We start from the raw sequence: 19,372 nt of genomic DNA, 5'->3' as shown, positions 1-19,372 counted from the left end.
TCATCCTTCAGACGTGTAACCGTACCCCGATGCGTGCAGAACTGTAAGCGCTTGCACTAGCCTGAGCACATGGCACAGCGTGAGCAGCAGCGTGAGCAGATGGCAGCCCCCGGTTCCGAGTGGTGGCGCACCGCCGTCATCTACCAGATCTACCCCCGGTCCTTCGCCGACGCCTCGGGCGACGGCATCGGCGACCTCCCCGGCATCACCAGCCGCCTCGACGACCTGAAGAGCCTCGGCATCGACGCCATCTGGCTGAGCCCGTTCATGACCAGCCCGCAGCGCGATGCCGGCTACGACGTCGCCGACTACCGCGACGTCGACCCGCTGTTCGGCACCCTCGCCGACTTCGACGTCATGCTGAACGAGGCGCACGCGCGCGGCATCCGGGTCATCGTCGATCTCGTGCCCAACCACTCGTCCGACCAGCACGCCTGGTTCCAGGAGGCACTGAAGGCCGCCCCCGGCAGCCCCGAGCGCGCCCGCTACGTGTTCCGCGACGGCCGCGGCGAGAACGGCGAGCTGCCCCCGAACAACTGGCAGAGCGTCTTCGGCGGCGGCATGTGGGAGCGCGTGACCGAGGCCGATGGCACCCCCGGCCAGTGGTACCTGCACATCTTCGACGCCACCCAGCCCGACTTCGACTGGACCAACGAAGAGGTGCGCGAGGAGTTCCGCAGCATCCTGCGCTTCTGGCTCGACCGCGGCGTCGATGGATTCCGCGTCGATGTCGCGCACGGGATGATGAAAGAGGCCGGCCTGCCCGACTACGCCCCCGTCGCCGACGCCGACTCCATGGGCGGCGGCGAGGAGAACGTGCCGTACTGGGGTCAGAACGAGGTTCACGACATCTACCGCGACTGGCACAAGGTGCTGGCCGAGTACGACGGCGACCGCGCCCTGTGCGGTGAGGCCTGGCTGCCGACGCTGAAGAAGACCGCGCTCTGGGTGCGCCCCGACGAGATGCACCAGACCTTCAACTTCCCGTACCTGATGACCCCGTGGGATGCCCAGGAGCTGCGCCTCGTCATCCGCGAATCGCTCGAGGAGTTCGGCAGCGTCGGCGCTCCCAGCACCTGGGTGCTCTCGAACCATGACGTGATCCGTCACGCCTCGCGTCTCGCGCTCACCGCCGACAGCCCGCAGGGCGACGGCATCGGCCCGAACTCGAAGGGCAAGCCCGACCCGGCGATCGGCCTGTCGCGCGGCCGCGCGGCGACCACCGTCATGCTCTCGCTGCCCGGCTCGGCCTACGTCTACCAGGGCGAGGAGCTGGGTCTTCCCGAGGCCATGGAGATCCCCGACGAGTTCCGTCAGGATCCGACCTGGTTCCGCACGAACGGCGAGCGCTACGGCCGCGATGGCTGCCGCGTGCCGCTGCCGTGGACGGCGTCGGGGCCGGCGTTCGGCTTCAACGACACCGGTGCCTCGTGGCTGCCGCAGCCCGCGGAGTGGGCGACGTTCGCGCGCGATGCCGAAGAGGGCGACGCCGAATCGACGCTCAACCTCTACAAGCGCCTGCTCGCCGAGCGCCGCGAGCGCGGGCTCGGCTCGGGCTCGCTGGTGTGGGACGACGTGGATGCCTCGGCTGTCGCGTTCCACCGCGGCGAGCTGCACGTGGTCGCGAACCTGGGCGAGCAGGCGATCGAACTCGGCGAGGACGTGACCTTCGTCGTGCAGAGCGAGCCGTTCGCCGGCACCGCGCTGCCGCCGAACACCGCCGCCTGGTTCACCCGCGCCTGAGCGCGGGCGGCCGGCCTGACCGTGAGAAGCTGACGACATGGTGAGCATCGACGAGGTGGCGAAGCTTGCGGGCGTCTCGACGGCGACCGTGTCGCGCGCGCTGAGCGGTCGCGGGCATGTCTCCGAGGGCGCGCGCGAGCGCGTGCGCTCGGCGGCCGAGTCACTCGGATACGTGGTCTCGTCGCGCGCATCGAGCCTGGCATCCGGCCGCACGCAGAACATCGGCGTGATCGTGCCGTTCCTCGACCGCTGGTTCTTCAGCACCGTGCTGTCGGGCGCGACCAGCGCGCTGATGCGCGCCGGCTATGACGTCACGCTGTACAACATCACGGCCGACGCGGCCGTGCGGCGGGAGGTCTTCTCGACGTTCCTGCGCCGGCAGCGGGTGGACGCCGTGATCGCGGTCTCCATCGAGCTCGACGACGACGAGACGGCACAGCTGCTCGACCTGGGTCTACCCGTGATCGGCATCGGCGGCCCGAACCCTGGTCTTCGCACGCTGACGGTCGACGACACCGCGGTCGCGCGCCTGGCGACCGAGCACCTCATCGGGCTCGGCCACCGCGACATCGCCCACATCGGCGCGAACCCCGAGTTCGACATCGACTTCCACGTGCCCACCCGCCGTCGCCTCGGCTTCGAGCAGGCGCTGGCCGATGCGGGGATCACGGCGAAGCACACGTTCCTCGAGCCGGCGGACTTCACCGTCGACGGCGGCTTCCGTGCGGCCAAGCAGCTGCTCGGCCGGCCGGGCCCGCGCCCGACGGCGATCTTCGCCGCCTCAGACGAGATGGCCGTCGGAGCCCTGCTCGCCGCTCGCGACCTCGGCTTCCGCGTTCCGCAGGACCTCTCGATCGTCGGCATCGACGGGCACGAGCTCGGTGAGTTCTTCCAGCTCACGACCGTCGACCAGTTCCCGCTCGCGCAGGGCGAGCGTGCGGCGGGCGCGATCCTCGCGCAGCTGGAGGGCGAACCCGATGCCGCCGCGTCGACCGACCTGCCCTACGAGCTCATCGTGCGCGGCACCACCGCCCGCGCGTAGCATCCGCCCCGCTTCCGTTCGGTGCGGATCTCCGCCGCTGAGTCAGGCGGTGGCGCGAGGGGCGGCGCGCGAGACGAGCAGGTGCAGGCCCATCGTCACGGCGAGGACGACGGCCGAGGCGGGCAGCAGACCGTCTGCGGGGGCACCGGATGCCAGCAGCGCACCGCCCAGCATCCCGCCGAGGGCCGAGCCGAGCTGCATGCCGCTGCCGTTCAGCGCGAGCACGAGCGACATCGAGTCCGGTGCGATGTCGCCGAGGCGCGACTGCAGGGCGACGCCGGAGCCGCCGTTGAAGAACGCGCAGCCGAAGAACCATGCGAACGCGGCGACCGCGCCGGCGACACCGGGCAGCAGAAGGCCAGCGGTGCCCAGCAGGGCGACCACGATCAGGATGCCGATGATCAGCGCGATCACGTGCTTGGGGTCGATGCGATCGGTGATGCGGCCCGAGAGGATGTTGCCGCCGAGACTCACGATGCCGTAGCCGAACATCGCCGCGATGATGGGCCCGCCCGCCCCCACCCGCGGCTCGAAGATCAGCGTCGCGTAGGTGAAGCACAGGTAGCTCGCGCACATGATGCCGGTCGCGACGAAGATCGCCCCGATCACCGCGGGGCGCGCGAGCGGGCTGAGCGTCTGACGAAGGGTGAGCGAGGGCAGGTGGAGCCGCGGCACCTTGATCAGGATGCCGATCAGCGCGACCGCGCCGACGCCGGTGACGAGGAACAGGGGCAGACGCCAGTCGTCCTGGCCGATCACGAGACCGACGGGGACGCCCAGCGCGGTGGCCGCGAGAAAGCCGCCGAGCACGAACGACAGCGCACGTCCTCGTCGTTCGGGCGCGGTCTTCGCGAGCACGTATGCACTGACGACGGCGCTGAGCAGCGAGCCGCCGAGAGCGGATACGACGCGTCCGGCCATGGCCATGGCGTAGTTCGCCGACACCGCGATCAGCAGGTTGCCGAGCACGAAGACGCCGAGCGACAGCGAGATCACGAGCTTGCGCTCCCACCGCCCGGTGAACGACGACAGCACAGGACCGGCGAGAGCCGCAGTGAGCGCGAACACGGCGACGAGCTGGCCGGCGGCAGCCTCGCTGACGGCGAGATCATCGGCGATCTGCGGTAGCAGACCCGCCAGCACGTAGCCGTCGATCCCCATCGAGAACGTCGCGAGGGCGAGCCACAGCAGCGCCCCGAAACCGACGGGGCGCGTTTCGTCAGTCGTCTTCACAAACACATCCAACCAGAATCCGGGTTGCCGGATTCCGCCCGGCGCTGTGCCCTGTGGCGTCAGCGCCCTGGATACTGGTCGGCATGGACGCACTCAACGACTTCGTGCTCTTCTTCGGCGACAAGCTCTGGACCTGGGCGGTGCTGCCCATCCTGCTGCTGCTCGGCCTCTACTTCACGTTCCGCTCCGGCGTCGTGCAGTTCCGGCTGATCCCCGAGATGTTCCGCACGCTCACCGACCGCACTCCGACGGACGCCGACGGGCGCCCGCAGTCGGTCTCGGCGTTCCAGGCGTTCACGATCTCGGCGGCGTCCCGGGTCGGAGTGGGCAACATCGCCGGCGTCGGCACCGCCATCGCGATCGGCGGCCCCGGCGCGGTGTTCTGGATGTGGACGATGGCGTTCATCGGCGGCGCCTCGAGCTTCATCGAGTCGACCCTCGGGCAGACCTACAAGGTGCGCGACAGCGACGGCTTCCGCGGCGGGCCCGCGTACTACATGCAGCACGGGCTGAAGGCCCGCTGGATGGGCATCGTCTTCGCGGTGATCCTCATCCTGTGCTTCCCGTTCTCGTTCAACTCGCTGCAGGCCAACACGATCAGCGCGACGGTCTCCGGCAGCTTCGGCGGCGACGTCACCTGGATCCCGTGGGTCGTCGGGGCTGTGCTCGCGACCCTCACCGCGCTGGTGATCTTCGGCGGCGTGCGCCGCATCGCCTCGGTGTCGCAGGCGGTCGTGCCGCTGATGGCGCTGCTGTACCTGATCCTCGGTCTCGTGATCGTCGCGATCCACATCGAGCGCCTGCCCGAGGTGTTCGCGTCGATCTACACGCAGGCGTGGGGCACCAAGGAGGTCGCCGGCGGCGCGCTGGGCACCATCATCATGATCGGCGCGAAGCGCGGCATGTTCTCGAACGAAGCGGGTCTCGGCTCGGCTCCGAACGCCGGCGCGACCGCGGCCGTCACGCACCCGGTCAAGCAGGGCCTCGTGCAGACCCTCGGCGTGTACTTCGACACGTTCCTGGTGTGCTCGATCACCGCGTTCATCGTGCTCGTCGCCACCCCCGATCTGCAGAACGCCGAGCAGGGGATCGTGCTCACGCAGAACGCGCTGGTCAGCTCGCTCGGGTCGTGGTCGAACATCGCCCTGAGTGTCATCATCTTCCTGCTGGCGTTCAGCTCGATCCTGGGCAACTACTACTACGGCGAGTCGAACATCGAGTTCATCCGCGCGCACCGCGGTGTGCTGCAGGGCTACCGCGCCCTGGTCGTGCTTGTCGTGTTCCTCGGCTCGATCGCCTCGGCCGACGTGATCTGGAACACGGCCGACAGCATCATGGGCATCATGGCGATCGTGAACCTGATCGCCATCGCCCTCCTGTCGGGAGTCGCGTTCAAGCTGCTGCGCGACTACCTCGACCAGCGCCGGGCGGGGCTCGACCCCGTCTTCACCCGGGAGCGGATGCCCGAGGTCACGGGCATCCAGTGCTGGGAGGACGAGCTGAGCGTCACCGGCCCCGTGCCGCTGCAGGGCAGCCGCAAGCGCTGAGCCCGCCGGGGCGGCCCTCGCCGGGCCGGCCCGGCCGTATGGATCGTGTGAGGACGCCGGTCGCACCCGTAGGGAAACCGTGAGGATCCGCATGCGGCCGTCGCGGCGCGCGTAGCGTCTCGTGGCGTGGATGGAAAAGACCTCTCGGAGGCGCCGCAGATCGCCAAGCGCCTGATCATCGGCGACCCGCTCACCAGCGAGCAGGTCGACGAGCAGCTGCTGCCCAAGCGCATGGCCCTGCCGATCTTCGCGTCAGATGCGCTGAGCTCGGTGGCGTACGCCCCGCAGGAGCTGCTCATGATCCTCGCGCTCGGCGGCCTCGCGTTCCTCAGCTTCACCCCCTGGGTGGCTGGTGCCGTCGTGGTGCTGCTGACCGTCGTCGTGCTCAGCTATCGACAGCTCATCAAGGCCTACCCGTCGGGCGGCGGCGACTACGAGGTGGCGTCGAAGAACCTCGGCGAGATCCCCGGCGTGACCGTCGCCGCCGCTCTGCTCGTCGACTACGTGCTCACGGTGGCGGTGTCGGTGGCATCCGGGGTCGACAACATCATCTCCGCGATCCCCGAGCTCGATCCTGCGCGCGTCGAACTGGCCGTGGGGTTCGTCGTGCTGATCGTGGTGATCAACCTGCGCGGCGTGCGAGAGGCATCCCTCGTCTTCGCCATCCCCACCTACGTCTTCATCGGCTCGGTCGGCGTCATGATCGTGACCGGCCTGATCCGCACCTTCCTCGGCGACCCGCCTGTGGCCTCGAGCGCCGGGTTCGGCGTGCACGCCGAGGATCTCAGTCAGGCCGCGGTGATCCTGCTCGTGCTGCGGGCGTTCTCGAGCGGCTGCTCGGCCCTCACCGGGGTCGAGGCCGTGTCGAACGGCGTGCCGGCGTTCCGCGCGCCGAAGGTGCGCAACGCCCAGATGACCCTCACGCTCATGGGCACGATCGCGATCTGCCTGTTCGCGGGGCTCACGGCGCTGGCTCTGATCTCGGGCGTGCACTACGCCGAGAACCCGTGCGAGCTGATCGGCTTCGACTGCACCTCTCCCCAGCCGAGCCTCATGGCGCAGGTCGCGTCGGCGACGTTCGGCGGGGGCAGCATCGCGTTCTACCTGATCCAGGCGGCGACCGCCTGCGTGCTGCTGCTGGCCGCGAACACCGCGTTCAACGGCTTCCCGCTGCTCGGGGCGGTGCTCGCCCGCGACGGCTACGCGCCCAAGGCCCTGAACACCCGCGGCGACCGCCTGGTCTTCTCGAACGGCATGATCCTGCTGGGCATCGGTGCGATGGCCGTGCTCATCGTGTTCCGCGCGCAGCTGACCACGCTCATCCAGCTGTACATCATCGGCGTGTTCGTGTCGTTCTCGCTGGGGCAGATCGGCATGGTGCGGCACTGGCGGCGACTGCTGCGCGAGACGGCGCAGGGCTCGGGTGCCGACATCGCGTCGACCCGGCGCTCGGCGCGCACGGGCCTGGTGATCAACTCGGCTGGTGCGACGCTGACGGTGCTCGTGCTCGTGATCGTCACGATCACCAAGTTCACCCACGGCGCGTATCTCGTGTTCTTCGCCATCCCGCTGCTGGCTCTGCTGATGATGGGCGTGAAGCGGTATTACCGCGACGTCGAGCATGAGATCGCGATCGACGACTCCGACCATTTCGGTTCGAGCGGCGACGTCGCGCTGATCCTGGTCAACCGGCTGCAGAAGCCGGTGCTGAAGGCGATCGACTACGCGATCGCGGCCGAGCACTCGAAGACGCTGGCGGTGCACGTCGCTCTCAGCGCCGAAGACGGCAGGCAGCTGCAGCGCGAGTGGAGCACACGGCGGATGCCGGTGCCGCTGGTCATCCTCGACTCGCCGTACCGCTCGTACGCGCAGCCGGTCGCGGAGTTCATCGAACGCTACCGCGAGAAGCACGGCTCGAGCGTCGTGACCGTGTACCTGCCGCAGTACATCGTCGGCCACTGGTGGGAGGCGCTGCTGCACAACCGCCGCGCTCGGCGCATCGCGAACCAGCTGATGCTCGTGCACGGCGTCTCGATCACGCTCGTGCCCTGGCTGCTCGACTCGTCGGAGCTGATCTACGGCCGGCGCTCCCGCCCGGTGCCAGGGCAGGAGCGGGCTGGCCGCCCGATGGTGGCGGCGGGCCGCCGCGCACAGCGCCCCGCCGGCCCTCCGGATGCGGAGCGGAGTGCCGGTGAGGGTCCGGATGCCTGGCATCCCGATGCTCGTGACGCGGGCGGCCCCGTCCGCGAGGAGCTCGCGTCTAGGATGCGAACGGGAGGGCAGTCATGAGCAGCGGGAGCACGGTCGGCGCGCGGGGCATCCTGCCTCGTGTCACCGGGGTCGCTCTCGGCTGGCGACGTCAGGTCGCCGGCTTCGCGGTCGCGCTGATCTGCGGGCCGCTGCTGACCTGGATGCTGTTCCTGCTGCGCAGCCCCGAGTCGATCACCGCAGAGGTGCTCTGGTATCAGCTGCTCGTCGTCGTGGTCGCTCTGATCGGGGGCCTGTTCCCCGCCGTCTTCGCGGCCGTGCTCTCCGGGCTCACGCTCGACCTGCTGTTCGTCGCCCCGCAGTTCTCGATCACGGTCGCGCATCCGCTGCACGCGGTGGCGCTCGCCCTCTACGTGCTGATCGCGGTGCTGGTCGGGCTGATCGTGAGCGTCGCCGCCCGCCGGGGGCGCGCAGCGGTGAGAGCGACGGCCGAGGCCGAGCTGCTCGTGTCGGTAGCGGGGAACGTGCTGCGCGGCGAGCACGCCGTGCAGGCGCTGATCTCGCGTGCACGCGAGGCGTTCGGGCTCAGTGGCGTCCGGCTCGTCGCGAGCAGCGGCGAGGTGCTCGCCGTCGACGGCGAGCCGGTGCGCGACGGCCGCTTCACCACCGTCGATGTGGGCCGCGACGGCGACGGAGCCGCCGCGGCCGTGCTCGAACTGCACGGCGGCCCGCTCGATGCCCCCGCACGACGCCTGCTCGAAGTGATCGTCGCGCAGCTCGGAGCGGCGATCGAGCACACCGACCTCAGCGCCACCGCGCAGCGGGCCGAGGCGCTGGCCGAGACCGACCAGGTGCGCAGCGCTCTGCTCTCGGCGCTGAGCCACGACCTCCGACGCCCGCTCGCCTCGGCCATGGCCGCCGTCGGCGGCCTGCGCGGAGCGCACGAGCTCTCCGCCGCCGACCGAGACGAGCTGCTCGCCACCGCCGACGAGAGCCTCACGACGCTGTCGACCCTCATCACAGATCTGCTCGACGTGAGCCGGGTCGAGGCCGGTGTGCTGGCCGTGTCGCTCACCGCGACCGATGCCGAGAACACCGTGCTCGCGGCGCTCGACGAGCTCGGCCTGCCGCCGTCTGAGGTGGAGCTGCAGCTCGACTCCTCACTCGCTCCTCTGCAGGCCGATCCCGTGCTGCTGCAGCGGGTGGTCGTCAATCTGCTCGCGAACGCGCATCGTCACGCGCCCGAAGGCGACCCCGTCGTGGTCTCGACGGCGCGTCGAGGCGGCTACGGCGAGATCCGCGTCATCGATCGCGGCGCGGGGGTCGAGGCTGCACGGCAGGAGCGCATGTTCGCTCCCTTCCAGCGTCTGGGCGACACCGACAACACCACGGGGCTGGGGCTCGGCCTCGCTCTGTCGAAGGGGTTCACTGAGGGCATGGGCGGAACGCTCATCCCCGAGGACACCCCCGGAGGAGGACTGACCATGGTCATCTCGCTGCCTCTCGACACGGCATCCGGATCGCGACCCGCAGCGACGGCGGTCTCTCGCGGGGAGGGGATCGAGTGAAGCTGCTCATCGCCGACGACGATCCGCAGCTCGTGCGCGCCCTGCGTATCACGCTGGCCGCACACGGGTACGACGTGATCGCCGCGTCCGACGGCGCTGAGGCCGTCACGCTCGCCGCGCAGTCGCATCCGGACATCATCCTGCTCGACCTCGGCATGCCCCGGCTCGACGGCATGGAGGTGATCCATGCACTGCGCGGCTGGACCCGCGCCCCGATCATCGTCGTGTCCGGCCGTACCGGGTCGGCGGACAAGATCGACGCGCTGGATGCCGGCGCCGATGACTTCGTGACCAAGCCGTTCCAGGTCGACGAGCTGCTGGCCCGGCTGCGAGCCCTCGCCCGCCGTTCCGCGCCGGCGGGGGAGGCGACCGAGTCGGTGGTGCGCTTCGGCGATGTCGTCGTCGATCTCGCCGCGACTCTCGTGACGCGTGCGGGAGCACCCGTGCACCTCACGCCCACGGAGTGGCGCATGCTCGAGCACCTCTGCCGGCATCCCGGCGCCCTCGTCACCCGTCTCGAACTGCTGCGCGAGATCTGGGGCAGTGACCAGGTGACCGACTCCGGCTACCTGCGCCTCTACATGTCCCAGCTGCGCAAGAAGCTCGAACGCGAGCCGGGACGACCCGAGCATCTGCTCACCGAGTCGGGCATGGGCTACCGGCTGGTTCTCGGATGAGTCCGCGCCTGCCCAGGCCAGCGGCCCCTCGCACCCGAACGCGTCATCTCGCTCCGGCGCAGGTCATCGTGACGGGCTTCGGAGCGACCATCCTGATCGGCGCGCTCGTGCTGATGCTGCCCGTCGCGTCGGCCGACGGCCGGTGGACCGGACCGCTCGAGGCCCTGTTCACCTCGACCTCGGCCGTGTGCGTGACCGGGCTGATCGTCGTCGACACCGCCGTGTACTGGAGCCCGTTCGGCAAGGTCGTGGTCATGCTGCTCATCCAGCTCGGCGGGCTGGGGATCATGCTGTTCGCCTCCCTGATCGGACTGGCGCTCGCGCGGCGCCTGTCCGTGCGATCACGCATGCTCGCGACCACCGAGACGAAGACTCCTGGAGCGGGCGACGTGCGCCGGCTGGCCACGGGCATCCTGTTCACCACCCTCACGATCGAGGCGGTTGTGGCCGCGATGCTGTTCGTGCGGTTCTTGATCGGCTATGACTACGACCTCGGCAGGGCTGCGTGGCACGCAGTGTTCCATGCCGTCTCATCGTTCAACAACGCCGGATTCGCGCTCTACTCCGACAGCCTGATGGGCTTCGTGTCCGACCCGTGGATCAACCTGCCGATCTGCGCGGCGATCATCCTCGGCGGTCTGGGCTTCCCCGTGCTGCGCCAGCTCAGGCGCGAGCTGCGCCGTCCTCTGCACTGGACCATGAACACGCGCATCGTCCTCGCCGCCACCGTCACCCTGCTGACGCTGGGCGCGTTGAGCGTCACGGTCATCGAGTGGAGCAACCCGCGCACCTTCGGCGCCCTCGACCCGTGGTCGCGTGTGCTCGCCGGCTTCGTCTACTCCACCCAGGCCCGCACCGCAGGGTTCAACAGCGTCGACGTCGGCGCGATGCACGACGAGACCTGGCTGATCACCGACGTGCTGATGTTCATCGGCGGCGGCCCAGCCGGTACTGCGGGCGGCATCAAGGTGACGACCTTCGCGGTGCTGTTCTTCATCCTGTGGACCGAACTGCGCGGCGGCGCCGCCGTGAACGTGTTCGGCAAACGGCTCTCCCGCGCCGTGCACCGCGAGGCGATCGCTGTGGTGCTCATGGCGATCGGTGCGGTCATGGCGGGCGTGATCGCGATCCTCGCCATGACCGAACTCGACCTCGACCGCGTGCTGTTCGAGGCCGTATCGGCCTTCGGCACCGTCGGGCTGTCGACCGGCATCACGGCGTCGCTGCCGCCGGCCGCGCAGATGATCCTCGTGCTGCTCATGTTCCTGGGCCGCATCGGCCCGCTGACCTTCGGTTCGGCCCTCGCCCTGCGCGAGCGCCGGATCGCCTACGAACTGCCCAAGGAGCGTCCGGCGATCGGCTGATCGCCGGACGCTCATCACCTGAAAGGAACGCGATGTCGTCCTTCCTCTCCTTCGGACGCACCCCTCGCCGGATCGCCGAGGCCGACTCCGTCGCGGTCATCGGTCTCGGTCGCTTCGGCATCTCGCTGGCGCTCGAGCTCATGGCCTCCGGCACCGACGTGCTGGGCGTCGATGCCGACGAGGGCATCGTCCAGTCTCTGAACGGCGAGCTGACCCAGGTGGTGCGCGCCGACTCGACACAGCTGGAGGTGCTCGAGCAGCTCGGCATCGGCGACTTCGACCGCGTGGTCGTCTCGATCGGCAGCGACATCACCGCCTCCATCCTCACCGCTTCGCTGCTGTTGCAGCTGCAGGTGCCCGTGATCTGGGCGAAGGCCGTCGACGAGCGGCACGGAGCCGTACTCGAGCAGCTCGGCGTGCACCGGGTGATCTACCCCGAGAAGGACATGGGGCGCCGGGTCGCGCACCTCGTGCGCGGCGCCGCCGCCGACTACCTCGAGATCGACAACGGCTTCGCCGTGGTCAAGACCGTCGCCCCGCAGGTGGTGCAGGGGCGCTCGCTGGCCGAGGCCGGGGTACGCAGCACCTACGGGATCACGGTCGCCGCGTACAGGCACGAAGACGGCGAGTGGACCAATGCCACCCCCGAGACGGTGCTGGGTCCCGATGACACCATGCTGGTGGTGGGTCCGATCCATCGCGTGGAGAGGTTCGCTCAGCTGCGCTGACGACGCCTCCGATATGCTGGACGAGGAGTGTCGGGAAGCCTGGTCGACGACATCGTCGGTCGACCGGAAAGATCTCAATGATCCGCTCATCCTCGCGGCTGCGCCGCTCCTTCTTCCCCTCCTCATCGAAGGCGGAGTCCGTCCGCATCGGCCGGATCCTCCGCAAAGAGACCGTCGGCGGCCTCCTCCTGGTCGTCGCGGCTGCGGCGGCACTGCTGTGGGCGAACTCGCCGTGGGCGGAGGGCTACTTCGCCCTCCGCGACGTGGAGCTCGGCTACGAGCCCTGGCACCTGCGGCTGACGCTGGGGCAATGGGCCGCAGACGGCCTGCTCGCCATCTTCTTCTTCCTGGTCGGCCTTGAGCTCAAGCGCGAATTCGTCGCGGGTGATCTTCGCCAGTTCAGCACCGCGGTCGTCCCTGTGGTCGCGGCCCTCGGCGGCGTCGCGGTGCCCGCCCTGATCTACGTGGCTCTCACCTCGGGCACGCCTGGCGCGGCCGACGGCTGGGCCATCCCGACCGCCACCGACATCGCATTCGCCGTCGCGGTGCTGGCGATCATCGGCTCGCACCTGCCCAGCGCACTGCGCATCTTCCTGCTGACCCTCGCCGTCGTCGACGATCTGGTCGCGATCGCGATCATCGCGATCTTCTACACCGACACGATCGAGATCGTGCCGCTGCTGCTGGCCATGGCGGCCATCGCCGCGTACGGCGCGATCGCCCAGCGATATCGGCAGTTCTTCCACCTGCGCCCGGCGGCGGCGTGGCTCATCCTGCTTCCGCTCGGCTTCCTCGCATGGGCACTGGTTCACGCTTCAGGCATCCACGCGACGATCGCCGGCGTGCTGCTGGGCTTCACGATCCCGGTGCTGCACCGCCGGAAGGACCGCCGAGGCGATGCCGGCCCCGGCCTCGCCGAGGTGTTCGAGCACAGATTCCGCCCGATCTCGAGCGGAATCGCGGTGCCCGTCTTCGCCTTCTTCTCGGCCGGTGTGGCGATCGGCGGACCTGAGGGCTTCATCTCGGCGCTCGGCGACCCGGTCGTGCTGGGCATCATCCTCGGCCTCGTTCTCGGAAAGCCACTGGGCATCGTCGCGGCGACCTGGATCGTGACCAGAGTGCGCCGGATCAACCTCGACCCCGCGCTGCAGTGGGTCGACATCATCGGGGTAGGGCTGCTCGCCGGCATCGGCTTCACCGTCTCGCTGCTGGTCGCCGAGCTGAGCTTCAGCATCGACGACCCGCACCACGACCAGGCGAAGGTCGCGATCCTCACCGCCTCCGTGGGGGCGGCGCTGCTGGCATCCGTCCTGCTCGGCCTGCGCAACCGCCGCTACCGCAGGCACGAGTCGAACTGACCGCATACGCAGAACCGGCCGGAGCCCGAAGGCCCCGGCCGGTTCATGATGCTCAGATCAGAGCGCGCGGATGTTCGCCGCCTGCATGCCCTTGGGGCCACGCTCAGCGTCGAACTCCACCTTCTGGTTCTCGGTGAGCTCCTTGTAGCCGTTGCCCTCGATCGCCGAGAAGTGCGCGAACAGGTCGTCCGAGCCGTCGTCGGGAGCGATGAAGCCGAAGCCCTTCTCCGAGTTGAACCATTTCACAGTGCCAGTGGCCATGTGCTTCTGCTTTCTGTTGATCTGATCGCTGTCGCGATCGTTATGCCCCGCTGAACTGTCCGGCGGGCACGTCATGATGATGCCGATCGGCTGGCGCGATGCGCGATCCGACGGGATCGGGGATCCGAGTCCGCGGAACTCACACGCGGGACGGGATCGGGGTGATGGGCTGCAGCGAGATTCGCGAGCCTTTTGAGAGTGGGCCCTCCGGCGGAGGGACACGTAACGGTATCACGTCGCAGCCGGGAGTCGGCCCTGAGTGCCTGTCAGACGGGCACCAGTGGCTAGGCTCGGTGCCATGACCGTCGACCTCGAAGCCCTCTACATCGACCTGCACAAGCATCCCGAGCTGTCGTTCCAGGAGACGCGCACCGCCGGCATCGCCGCCACGCACCTGCGCGACCTGGGGCTCGAGGTCACCGAGGGGGTCGGCGTCACCGGTGTCGTCGGGGTGCTGGCCAACGGCGAGGGCCCCGTGGTCTGGCTGCGTGCCGACATGGATGCATTGCCCGTCGTGGAAGAGACAGGGCTCGCCTACGCGTCGACGGCGACAGGGATCGACCCCGACGGCAACACCGTCGGGGTGATGCACGCCTGCGGACACGACATGCACGTGACCGCCATGATCGGCGCCGTCGAACGGCTCGTCGCCGAGCGCGCGCAGTGGAGCGGCACGGTCGTCGTGGTCATCCAGCCTGCCGAGGAGTACGGTGCGGGTGCCCGCGCGATGCTCGACGACGGTGCACTCGATCGCTTCCCCCGCCCCGACGTGGTGCTCGGCCAGCACGTCACCCCGCTGCCCGCCGGCACGATCGGCGTGCGCCCTGGCCCGCAGATGTCGGCATCCGACGGCATCCAGGTCGTGCTGCACGGCCGCGGCGGGCACGGGTCGCGCCCGCACTCGACGATCGACCCGATCGTCATGGCGGCGTCGACCATCATGCGACTGCAGACCGTCGTCTCTCGCGAGGTCGACCCGCACGACCTCGCGGTCGTCACCGTCGGCGCGATCCACGCCGGCACCAAGAACAACATCATCCCGGCCGATGCCACTCTGCAGCTCAGCCTGCGCTACCCGGACGAGCAGCTGCGCGAGAAGGTCCTCGAAAAGGTCGAGCGCATCATCCGCGCCGAGGCCATGGCATCCGGCGCCGAGCGCGAGCCCGAGATCTCGACCCTGCACAAGCTGCCAGCGACGATCAACGACGCAGACGCGACCGCCCGCGTGGTCTCGGCGTTCCGAGGCGTCTTCGGCGAGCAGTCGGTGATCGACCCCGGCCTGTTCACCGGCAGCGAGGACGTGTCGTGGTTCGCCCGCGATGCGGGTGTGCCGCTCGTGTTCTGGTTCTGGGGCGGCGTCGACCCGAAGGTGTACGCGGATGCCGTCGCGAACGACACCGTCGACAAGGACATCCCCACGAATCACTCCCCGTTCTACGCCCCGGTGATCCACCCCACCATTGAGACGGGCGTGACGGCGATGGCGACGGCCGCGCGGCAGTTCCTCGCCTGAGGCGGTCACCTCTGAAGGAGGAATGCGATTCTGAAGGATGCTCGGCGCCGCGGCGTCCTTCAGAATCGCATTGCTCCTGAATTCGTCAGGCCTCGATGACGCGCTGGTTGCTCTCGTGGGCCTCGCGGTGCAGGCGCTCCATGCGCTGATCGAGCTCGCAGGCGGCATCCGCCGCGTCGGTGAGGCTCTGCACGAGGTGAGCCGGCACGCGGCCCGAGAACTTGTAGTGGATCTTGTGCTCGAGGCTCGCCCAGAAGTCCATCGCGATGGTGCGGAACTGCACCTCGACGGGGATCGACACCGGCCCGGTCGACAGGAACACCGGAACCTCGACGATCGCGTGCAGGCTGCGGTAGCCGTTCGGCTTGGGGTCGGCGATGTAGTCCTTCACAATGCGCACGGTCACGTCGTCCTGCTGGGTGAGCAGGTCGAACAGCCGGTAGACGTCGCTGACGAAGCTGCACGTCACGCGCACCCCGGCGATGTCGGTGATCTCGCCGCGGATCACCTCGAAGTCGGCCTCGATGCCCTTGCGCGCCACCTTCTCGACGATGCTGTCCGGCGTCTTCACACGGCTCTTGACGTGCTCGATCGGGTTGTACGCGTGCATGTGCGTGAACTCGTCGCGCAGGATCGAGATCTTCGTCTCGACCTCCCGCATGCCGAACTCGTACTCGCGGAGGAACCGCTGGAACGCATCTCTCAGCTGCTTCGCCTGGACGATCGCGGCGTCGTCGACGGGGATGGTCATGCCCCCGAGGCTACGCGCGTCCGTTCGGAATCCCCTGGGCATCCCGCCCTGTGCTCGCCGTCCGCTCGCCCTCCGCTCGCCGTCGGCGCGCCCTCCGCGTGCCGTCCGCTCGCCGAGACCTGCACTCCCCGCCGAGACCTGCGGTTGCAACGGCAGGTCTCGGCAACAGGTGCAGGTTTCGGCGACGCCGCGGGGCGCGGGGGCGGAGGGGCGGAGGCTCAGGCGTCGCGCGAGCGCCAGAGCAGCCAGACGAAGTACGGCGCGCCGAGCATCGCGACGACCAGGCCGGCGGGCAGCTGCGCGGGCGCGAGCACCGTGCGGCCGATGGCATCCGCCACCCCGACGAGCACCGCACCCAGCACGACCGCGACGGGGATCACCCGCGAATGCCTGGCGCCGACGAGGGCGCGCGCCGCATGCGGAGCGACAAGGCCCACGAACCCGACCACTCCGACCGCCGACACGCTGAAGGCCGCGAGCAGCGCCGCCGCCAGCAGCAGCGCGAGACGCGTGCGCTCGAGCCTGATGCCCACCAGGCGAGGCGTGTCCTCGTCCATCGCGAGGATGTCGAGGTCGCGGCGCTGCGAGATCACGAACGGCAGCGCCACCACCAGCACGATCGCGAGCGGCACCACTTGCTCCCAGATGCGGCCGTACGTCGTGCCGGAGAGCCAGGTGTAGATCTTCGGGGTGTCCCACGGGTTCGAGCGGAGCAGCACGAAGGTGGTCAGCGCGGTCGTCCCGTACCAGACCCCGATGCCGATGAGCACGAGCCGATCGGCGCTGAGGCCCCCGCGCCATGCGAGCGAGTAGACGAGCCCGAAGGCCAGCAGGGCGCCGATGACCGCGGCGACCAGCATCCCGAACGTCGAGGCCGCGGCGCTCGTGACGATCAGCACGGCGCCGAGTCCGGCCCCTCCCGTGATGCCGAGCAGTCCCGGCTCGGCGAGCGGGTTGCGGCTGACCGCCTGGGTCACGGTTCCGGCCAGGGCCAGAGCGGCGCCCGCGACGACCGCGGCGATGACGCGGGGCACCCGCTCGTCGAGCGCGAACGATACGAGCGGCGGAGCCTGCTTCTGCAGCCAGAGCACGATGTCGCCGGTGAGCAGCGGAGTCGCGCCGACCAGCATCCCGATCAGCACGACGGCGATCAGCGCGGCGACGCCGACCGAAAGCACCACCGCGAAGCGGCGGGTGCTGCGCACGCCGAAGCGGATGCTCGGCGGGCGACGGGTGGGGCCCGCGTCGCGCAGGCGACGAGCCATCGTGACGAGCACGACCGCGCCGAGCAGCGTCGTGGCGACGCCCGTGGGCACGGCGATGGCGCCCTCGGCGCCGATGATCGCGCGCAGGACGGCATCGGCGAGCACCACGACGATCGCGCCGATGAGCGCGGATGTCGGGATGAGCAGCAGATGGCGGCCGAGCGCAGGCACCAGCCGCGAGAGCAGCCGCGCCAGCACGGGGGCGCACAGGCCGACGAAGCCGATGGGCCCCGCGAGGGTGACGGCGGCGGCGGTCAGCACCACAGCGAGCAGGATGCCGATGACGCGCGTCGAGCGGATCGGAACACCCAGCGACGATGCGGTGTCGTCCCCCAGCGCGAGCACATCCAGCCGTCTGGTGAGGGCGAGCGCGAGGGCGATGCCCACCACGACCACCGGAGCCGCGCGTAGGAACGACTCGAGACCCAGCTGAGACAGACTGCCACTGCCCCACGCGAACAGCCCCTTCGTCTCTTCGTCGAACAGCACGAGCAGGGTCGATGTGCCGGCCTGCAGGGCGAGCGCGAGGGCGGATCCTGCGAGCACGAGACGCGTGGTCGATGAGGCCGCTCCCCCGGCGAGCCCCAGCACGAGGGTCGCGGCCGCAAGACCGCCGGCGAAGGCGACGAGCCCCGACGCCCAGAACGGGATGCTGAGTCCGAACGCCGTGACCGCGGTGACCGCGAAGTACGCGCCACCCGTGACGCCCAGGGTGTCGGGAGAGGCGAGCGGGTTGCGCGAGAGCGACTGCATGAGCAGACCCGCGACGCCGAGAGCGAGGCCGACGGCCACGCCCGCCGCGAGCCGCGGCAGGCGTGAGCCGAACAGGATCTCGGGGTCGGCGAGGATCTGCCCGCTGGTGCCCTGCGTGAGGTGCCAGAGGGCGGATGCCACCAGCACCGCCACGAGGGCCAGCAGCGCCGCCGTTGCCGAGAGGCGCCCGCGGGAGGCATCCGGATTCAGGACATCTGCGCTTCTGAAGGATCCGCCGGGCGCATCCGTCCTTGCTTCTTGCATTCGTCCTTCATTCCGGCCATCGACGCGGGGCGCCCCCACGGTCACTTGGTGATGACGTCGACGTACGCGTCGATGATCTGCTCGGCCGAGCGCGGGCCGCCGAAGGTCCAGATGCCGGCCGGGAAGGCGTGCACGTCGTCGTTCTTCACCGCGGGGATGGATGCCCAGGCCGGGTTCTTCTCGGCGGCGTCGACGAAGCTCTCGGAGTCGGGGTCGGCGGTGCCGGTGTGCAGCAGCATCGCGTCGCCGATCGTGGTCATGCCCTCGATGTCGGTCTGGCCGAGGCCGTACGCCGGGTCGACCTCGCCGGTCCACGCGTTCTTCAGACCGAGCTCCTCGCCGATCTCGCCGATGAGCGAGCCCTGGCCGAAGGGACGCAGCGACACGTTGCCGCCGTCGACCCAGCCGTCGAAGAACACGAACGGCGCACCCTCGAGCGAGGCGTCGGAGACCTGCTTCTTGGCGTCGGCGAGGTGGGCGTCGAACTCGTCCTTCACGACGTCGGCGCGCTCGGTGCGGCCGGTCGCCTCGGCGATGAGGTCGAAGGTCGAGAGCATCTGCGCGATGGGGTCCTCGGCGTTCGCGCCGAGGGTGGCGAGCACGGGCACGCCGTACTTCTCGAGCTGGCCGATGATGGCGTCGTCACGCGTGTACGCCTCGACGATCACGAGGTCGGGCTCGGCGGCGAACAGGGCGTCGAGGTTGGGCTCCTGGCGGGTGCCGACATCTTTCACGCCCTCGGGCAGCTTCTCGGCGGTGTCCCACGTGCTGTAGCCCTCGGCGTCGGCGACGGCCACGGGAGTGAGGCAGAGCGAGAGCACGTCTTCGATCTGCTGCCACTCGAGCACCGCGACCTTGGCTGCCGGCTTGTCGAGCTTCACCGTGCGGCCGAAGGCGTCGGTCAGCTCGACCGGGCCGGTCGAGGTGCTGGTGCTGTCGTCGGCGCAGCCGGCGCCGCTCGCGGAAGTGGTGCTCTTGTCGGCGGCGGGCTTCTCAGCGGTCTGCGTGGTGCCGCAGGCGGTGAGGGCGAGCGTGAGGGCGCCGAGGGTCGCGAGGGCGGCAAGGGGCTTGTTCATCAGGGTGGGCTCCGGGGAGTG

The 19,372-nt window shown here is 69.7% G+C and carries 14 protein-coding genes and 1 pseudogene; 10 read left to right on the top strand and 5 right to left on the bottom strand.

Features of this window, described 5'->3' with window-relative positions:
• Positions 1–69: 69 nt before the first annotated feature.
• On the top strand, positions 70–1,743 hold the full coding sequence (locus JOE67_RS09880; RefSeq protein WP_204975413.1) for a glycoside hydrolase family 13 protein: 1,674 nt from the start codon (positions 70–72) through the stop codon (positions 1,741–1,743).
• Between the two features lie 37 nt (positions 1,744–1,780).
• Positions 1,781–2,785 carry a LacI family DNA-binding transcriptional regulator gene (locus JOE67_RS09875; protein ID WP_204975412.1) on the top strand — a complete coding sequence of 335 codons (1,005 nt, stop codon included), beginning with the start codon at positions 1,781–1,783 and terminating at the stop codon, positions 2,783–2,785.
• A gap of 42 nt (positions 2,786–2,827) precedes the next feature.
• On the opposite strand, the gene JOE67_RS09870 is transcribed toward JOE67_RS09875, so the two are convergent.
• On the bottom strand, positions 2,828–4,018 hold the full coding sequence (locus JOE67_RS09870; protein ID WP_338041565.1) for an MFS transporter: 1,191 nt from the start codon (positions 4,016–4,018) through the stop codon (positions 2,828–2,830).
• Between the two features lie 83 nt (positions 4,019–4,101).
• Here JOE67_RS09870 and JOE67_RS09865 point away from each other — a divergent pair, with 83 nt between their 5' ends.
• The 7 genes and pseudogenes from JOE67_RS09865 (at position 4,102) to nhaA (ending at position 13,468) form a co-directional block, all read left to right on the top strand.
• Positions 4,102–5,565, top strand: a complete 1,464-nt coding sequence (locus JOE67_RS09865; RefSeq protein ID WP_204975411.1) for an alanine/glycine:cation symporter family protein — start codon at positions 4,102–4,104, stop codon at positions 5,563–5,565.
• Positions 5,566–5,796: 231 nt separating this feature from the next.
• Positions 5,797–7,854, top strand: a complete 2,058-nt coding sequence (locus tag JOE67_RS09860) for an APC family permease (RefSeq protein WP_239528541.1) — start codon at positions 5,797–5,799, stop codon at positions 7,852–7,854.
• An 8-nt stretch (positions 7,855–7,862) separates the two neighbouring features.
• A pseudogene (locus JOE67_RS09855) lies at positions 7,863–9,341 on the top strand (sensor histidine kinase); the annotation flags it as partial.
• Entirely contained in the window at positions 9,338–10,018 is a 681-nt protein-coding gene (locus tag JOE67_RS09850; RefSeq protein WP_204975409.1) for a response regulator, read from the top strand. The pseudogene JOE67_RS09855 and the gene JOE67_RS09850, both read left to right, overlap by 4 nt.
• Positions 10,015–11,382: a TrkH family potassium uptake protein gene (locus tag JOE67_RS09845; RefSeq protein WP_204975408.1), complete on the top strand. Its 1,368-nt coding sequence runs from the start codon at positions 10,015–10,017 to the stop codon at positions 11,380–11,382. Before JOE67_RS09850 ends, JOE67_RS09845 begins: the two co-directional genes overlap by 4 nt.
• Before the next feature lie 32 nt (positions 11,383–11,414).
• A complete protein-coding gene (locus JOE67_RS09840; RefSeq protein ID WP_204975407.1) occupies positions 11,415–12,110 on the top strand; it encodes a potassium channel family protein in 696 nt (231 codons plus the stop codon).
• Positions 12,111–12,187: 77 nt separating this feature from the next.
• Positions 12,188–13,468 carry a Na+/H+ antiporter NhaA gene (nhaA, locus tag JOE67_RS09835; protein WP_204975406.1) on the top strand — a complete coding sequence of 427 codons (1,281 nt, stop codon included), beginning with the start codon at positions 12,188–12,190 and terminating at the stop codon, positions 13,466–13,468.
• A gap of 57 nt (positions 13,469–13,525) precedes the next feature.
• Here the strand turns inward: nhaA and JOE67_RS09830 are convergent, their stop codons facing one another.
• Positions 13,526–13,729 (bottom strand): cold-shock protein, encoded by a 204-nt coding sequence (locus tag JOE67_RS09830; protein WP_204975405.1) that lies wholly within the window; start codon positions 13,727–13,729, stop codon positions 13,526–13,528.
• A gap of 298 nt (positions 13,730–14,027) precedes the next feature.
• On the opposite strand from JOE67_RS09830, the gene JOE67_RS09825 reads away from it, so the two are divergent.
• A complete protein-coding gene (locus tag JOE67_RS09825; protein ID WP_204975404.1) occupies positions 14,028–15,242 on the top strand; it encodes an amidohydrolase in 1,215 nt (404 codons plus the stop codon).
• Positions 15,243–15,327: 85 nt separating this feature from the next.
• Here JOE67_RS09825 and JOE67_RS09820 read toward each other — a convergent pair whose 3' ends face one another.
• From JOE67_RS09820 to JOE67_RS09810, 3 genes are all read right to left on the bottom strand, one after another.
• Positions 15,328–15,993 carry a GTP pyrophosphokinase gene (locus JOE67_RS09820; RefSeq protein WP_204975403.1) on the bottom strand — a complete coding sequence of 222 codons (666 nt, stop codon included), beginning with the start codon at positions 15,991–15,993 and terminating at the stop codon, positions 15,328–15,330.
• 218 nt (positions 15,994–16,211) lie between these two features.
• Positions 16,212–18,275: an iron ABC transporter permease gene (locus tag JOE67_RS09815; RefSeq protein ID WP_204975402.1), complete on the bottom strand. Its 2,064-nt coding sequence runs from the start codon at positions 18,273–18,275 to the stop codon at positions 16,212–16,214.
• 41 nt (positions 18,276–18,316) lie between these two features.
• Positions 18,317–19,351, bottom strand: coding sequence for an ABC transporter substrate-binding protein (locus tag JOE67_RS09810; protein WP_204975401.1), 1,035 nt, complete (start codon positions 19,349–19,351; stop codon positions 18,317–18,319).
• Between the last annotated feature and the right edge of the window lie 21 nt (positions 19,352–19,372).

It is taken from the genome of Microbacterium esteraromaticum, from assembly GCF_016907315.1.
In the GTDB taxonomy this organism is placed as follows: Bacteria; Actinomycetota; Actinomycetes; order Actinomycetales; family Microbacteriaceae; genus Microbacterium; species Microbacterium esteraromaticum.
Note: the sequence above shows the minus strand (reverse complement) of the source record. Positions and strands in the feature narration are given on the sequence as shown.

What these genes read in the sequence shown, in the direction of transcription:
- JOE67_RS09880 (WP_204975413.1), top strand. Translation starts at nt 70, where the DNA reads ATGGCACAGCGTGAGCAGCAGCGTGAGCAGATGGCAGCCCCCGGTTCC.
- JOE67_RS09810 (WP_204975401.1), bottom strand. Translation starts at nt 19,351, where the DNA reads ATGAACAAGCCCCTTGCCGCCCTCGCGACCCTCGGCGCCCTCACGCTC.
- JOE67_RS09815 (WP_204975402.1), bottom strand. Translation starts at nt 18,275, where the DNA reads ATGCAAGAAGCAAGGACGGATGCGCCCGGCGGATCCTTCAGAAGCGCA.
- nhaA (WP_204975406.1), top strand. Translation starts at nt 12,188, where the DNA reads ATGATCCGCTCATCCTCGCGGCTGCGCCGCTCCTTCTTCCCCTCCTCA.
- JOE67_RS09820 (WP_204975403.1), bottom strand. Translation starts at nt 15,993, where the DNA reads ATGACCATCCCCGTCGACGACGCCGCGATCGTCCAGGCGAAGCAGCTG.
- JOE67_RS09865 (WP_204975411.1), top strand. Translation starts at nt 4,102, where the DNA reads ATGGACGCACTCAACGACTTCGTGCTCTTCTTCGGCGACAAGCTCTGG.
- JOE67_RS09875 (WP_204975412.1), top strand. Translation starts at nt 1,781, where the DNA reads ATGGTGAGCATCGACGAGGTGGCGAAGCTTGCGGGCGTCTCGACGGCG.
- JOE67_RS09860 (WP_239528541.1), top strand. Translation starts at nt 5,797, where the DNA reads ATGGCCCTGCCGATCTTCGCGTCAGATGCGCTGAGCTCGGTGGCGTAC.
- JOE67_RS09840 (WP_204975407.1), top strand. Translation starts at nt 11,415, where the DNA reads ATGTCGTCCTTCCTCTCCTTCGGACGCACCCCTCGCCGGATCGCCGAG.
- JOE67_RS09845 (WP_204975408.1), top strand. Translation starts at nt 10,015, where the DNA reads ATGAGTCCGCGCCTGCCCAGGCCAGCGGCCCCTCGCACCCGAACGCGT.
- JOE67_RS09830 (WP_204975405.1), bottom strand. Translation starts at nt 13,729, where the DNA reads ATGGCCACTGGCACTGTGAAATGGTTCAACTCGGAGAAGGGCTTCGGC.
- JOE67_RS09825 (WP_204975404.1), top strand. Translation starts at nt 14,028, where the DNA reads ATGACCGTCGACCTCGAAGCCCTCTACATCGACCTGCACAAGCATCCC.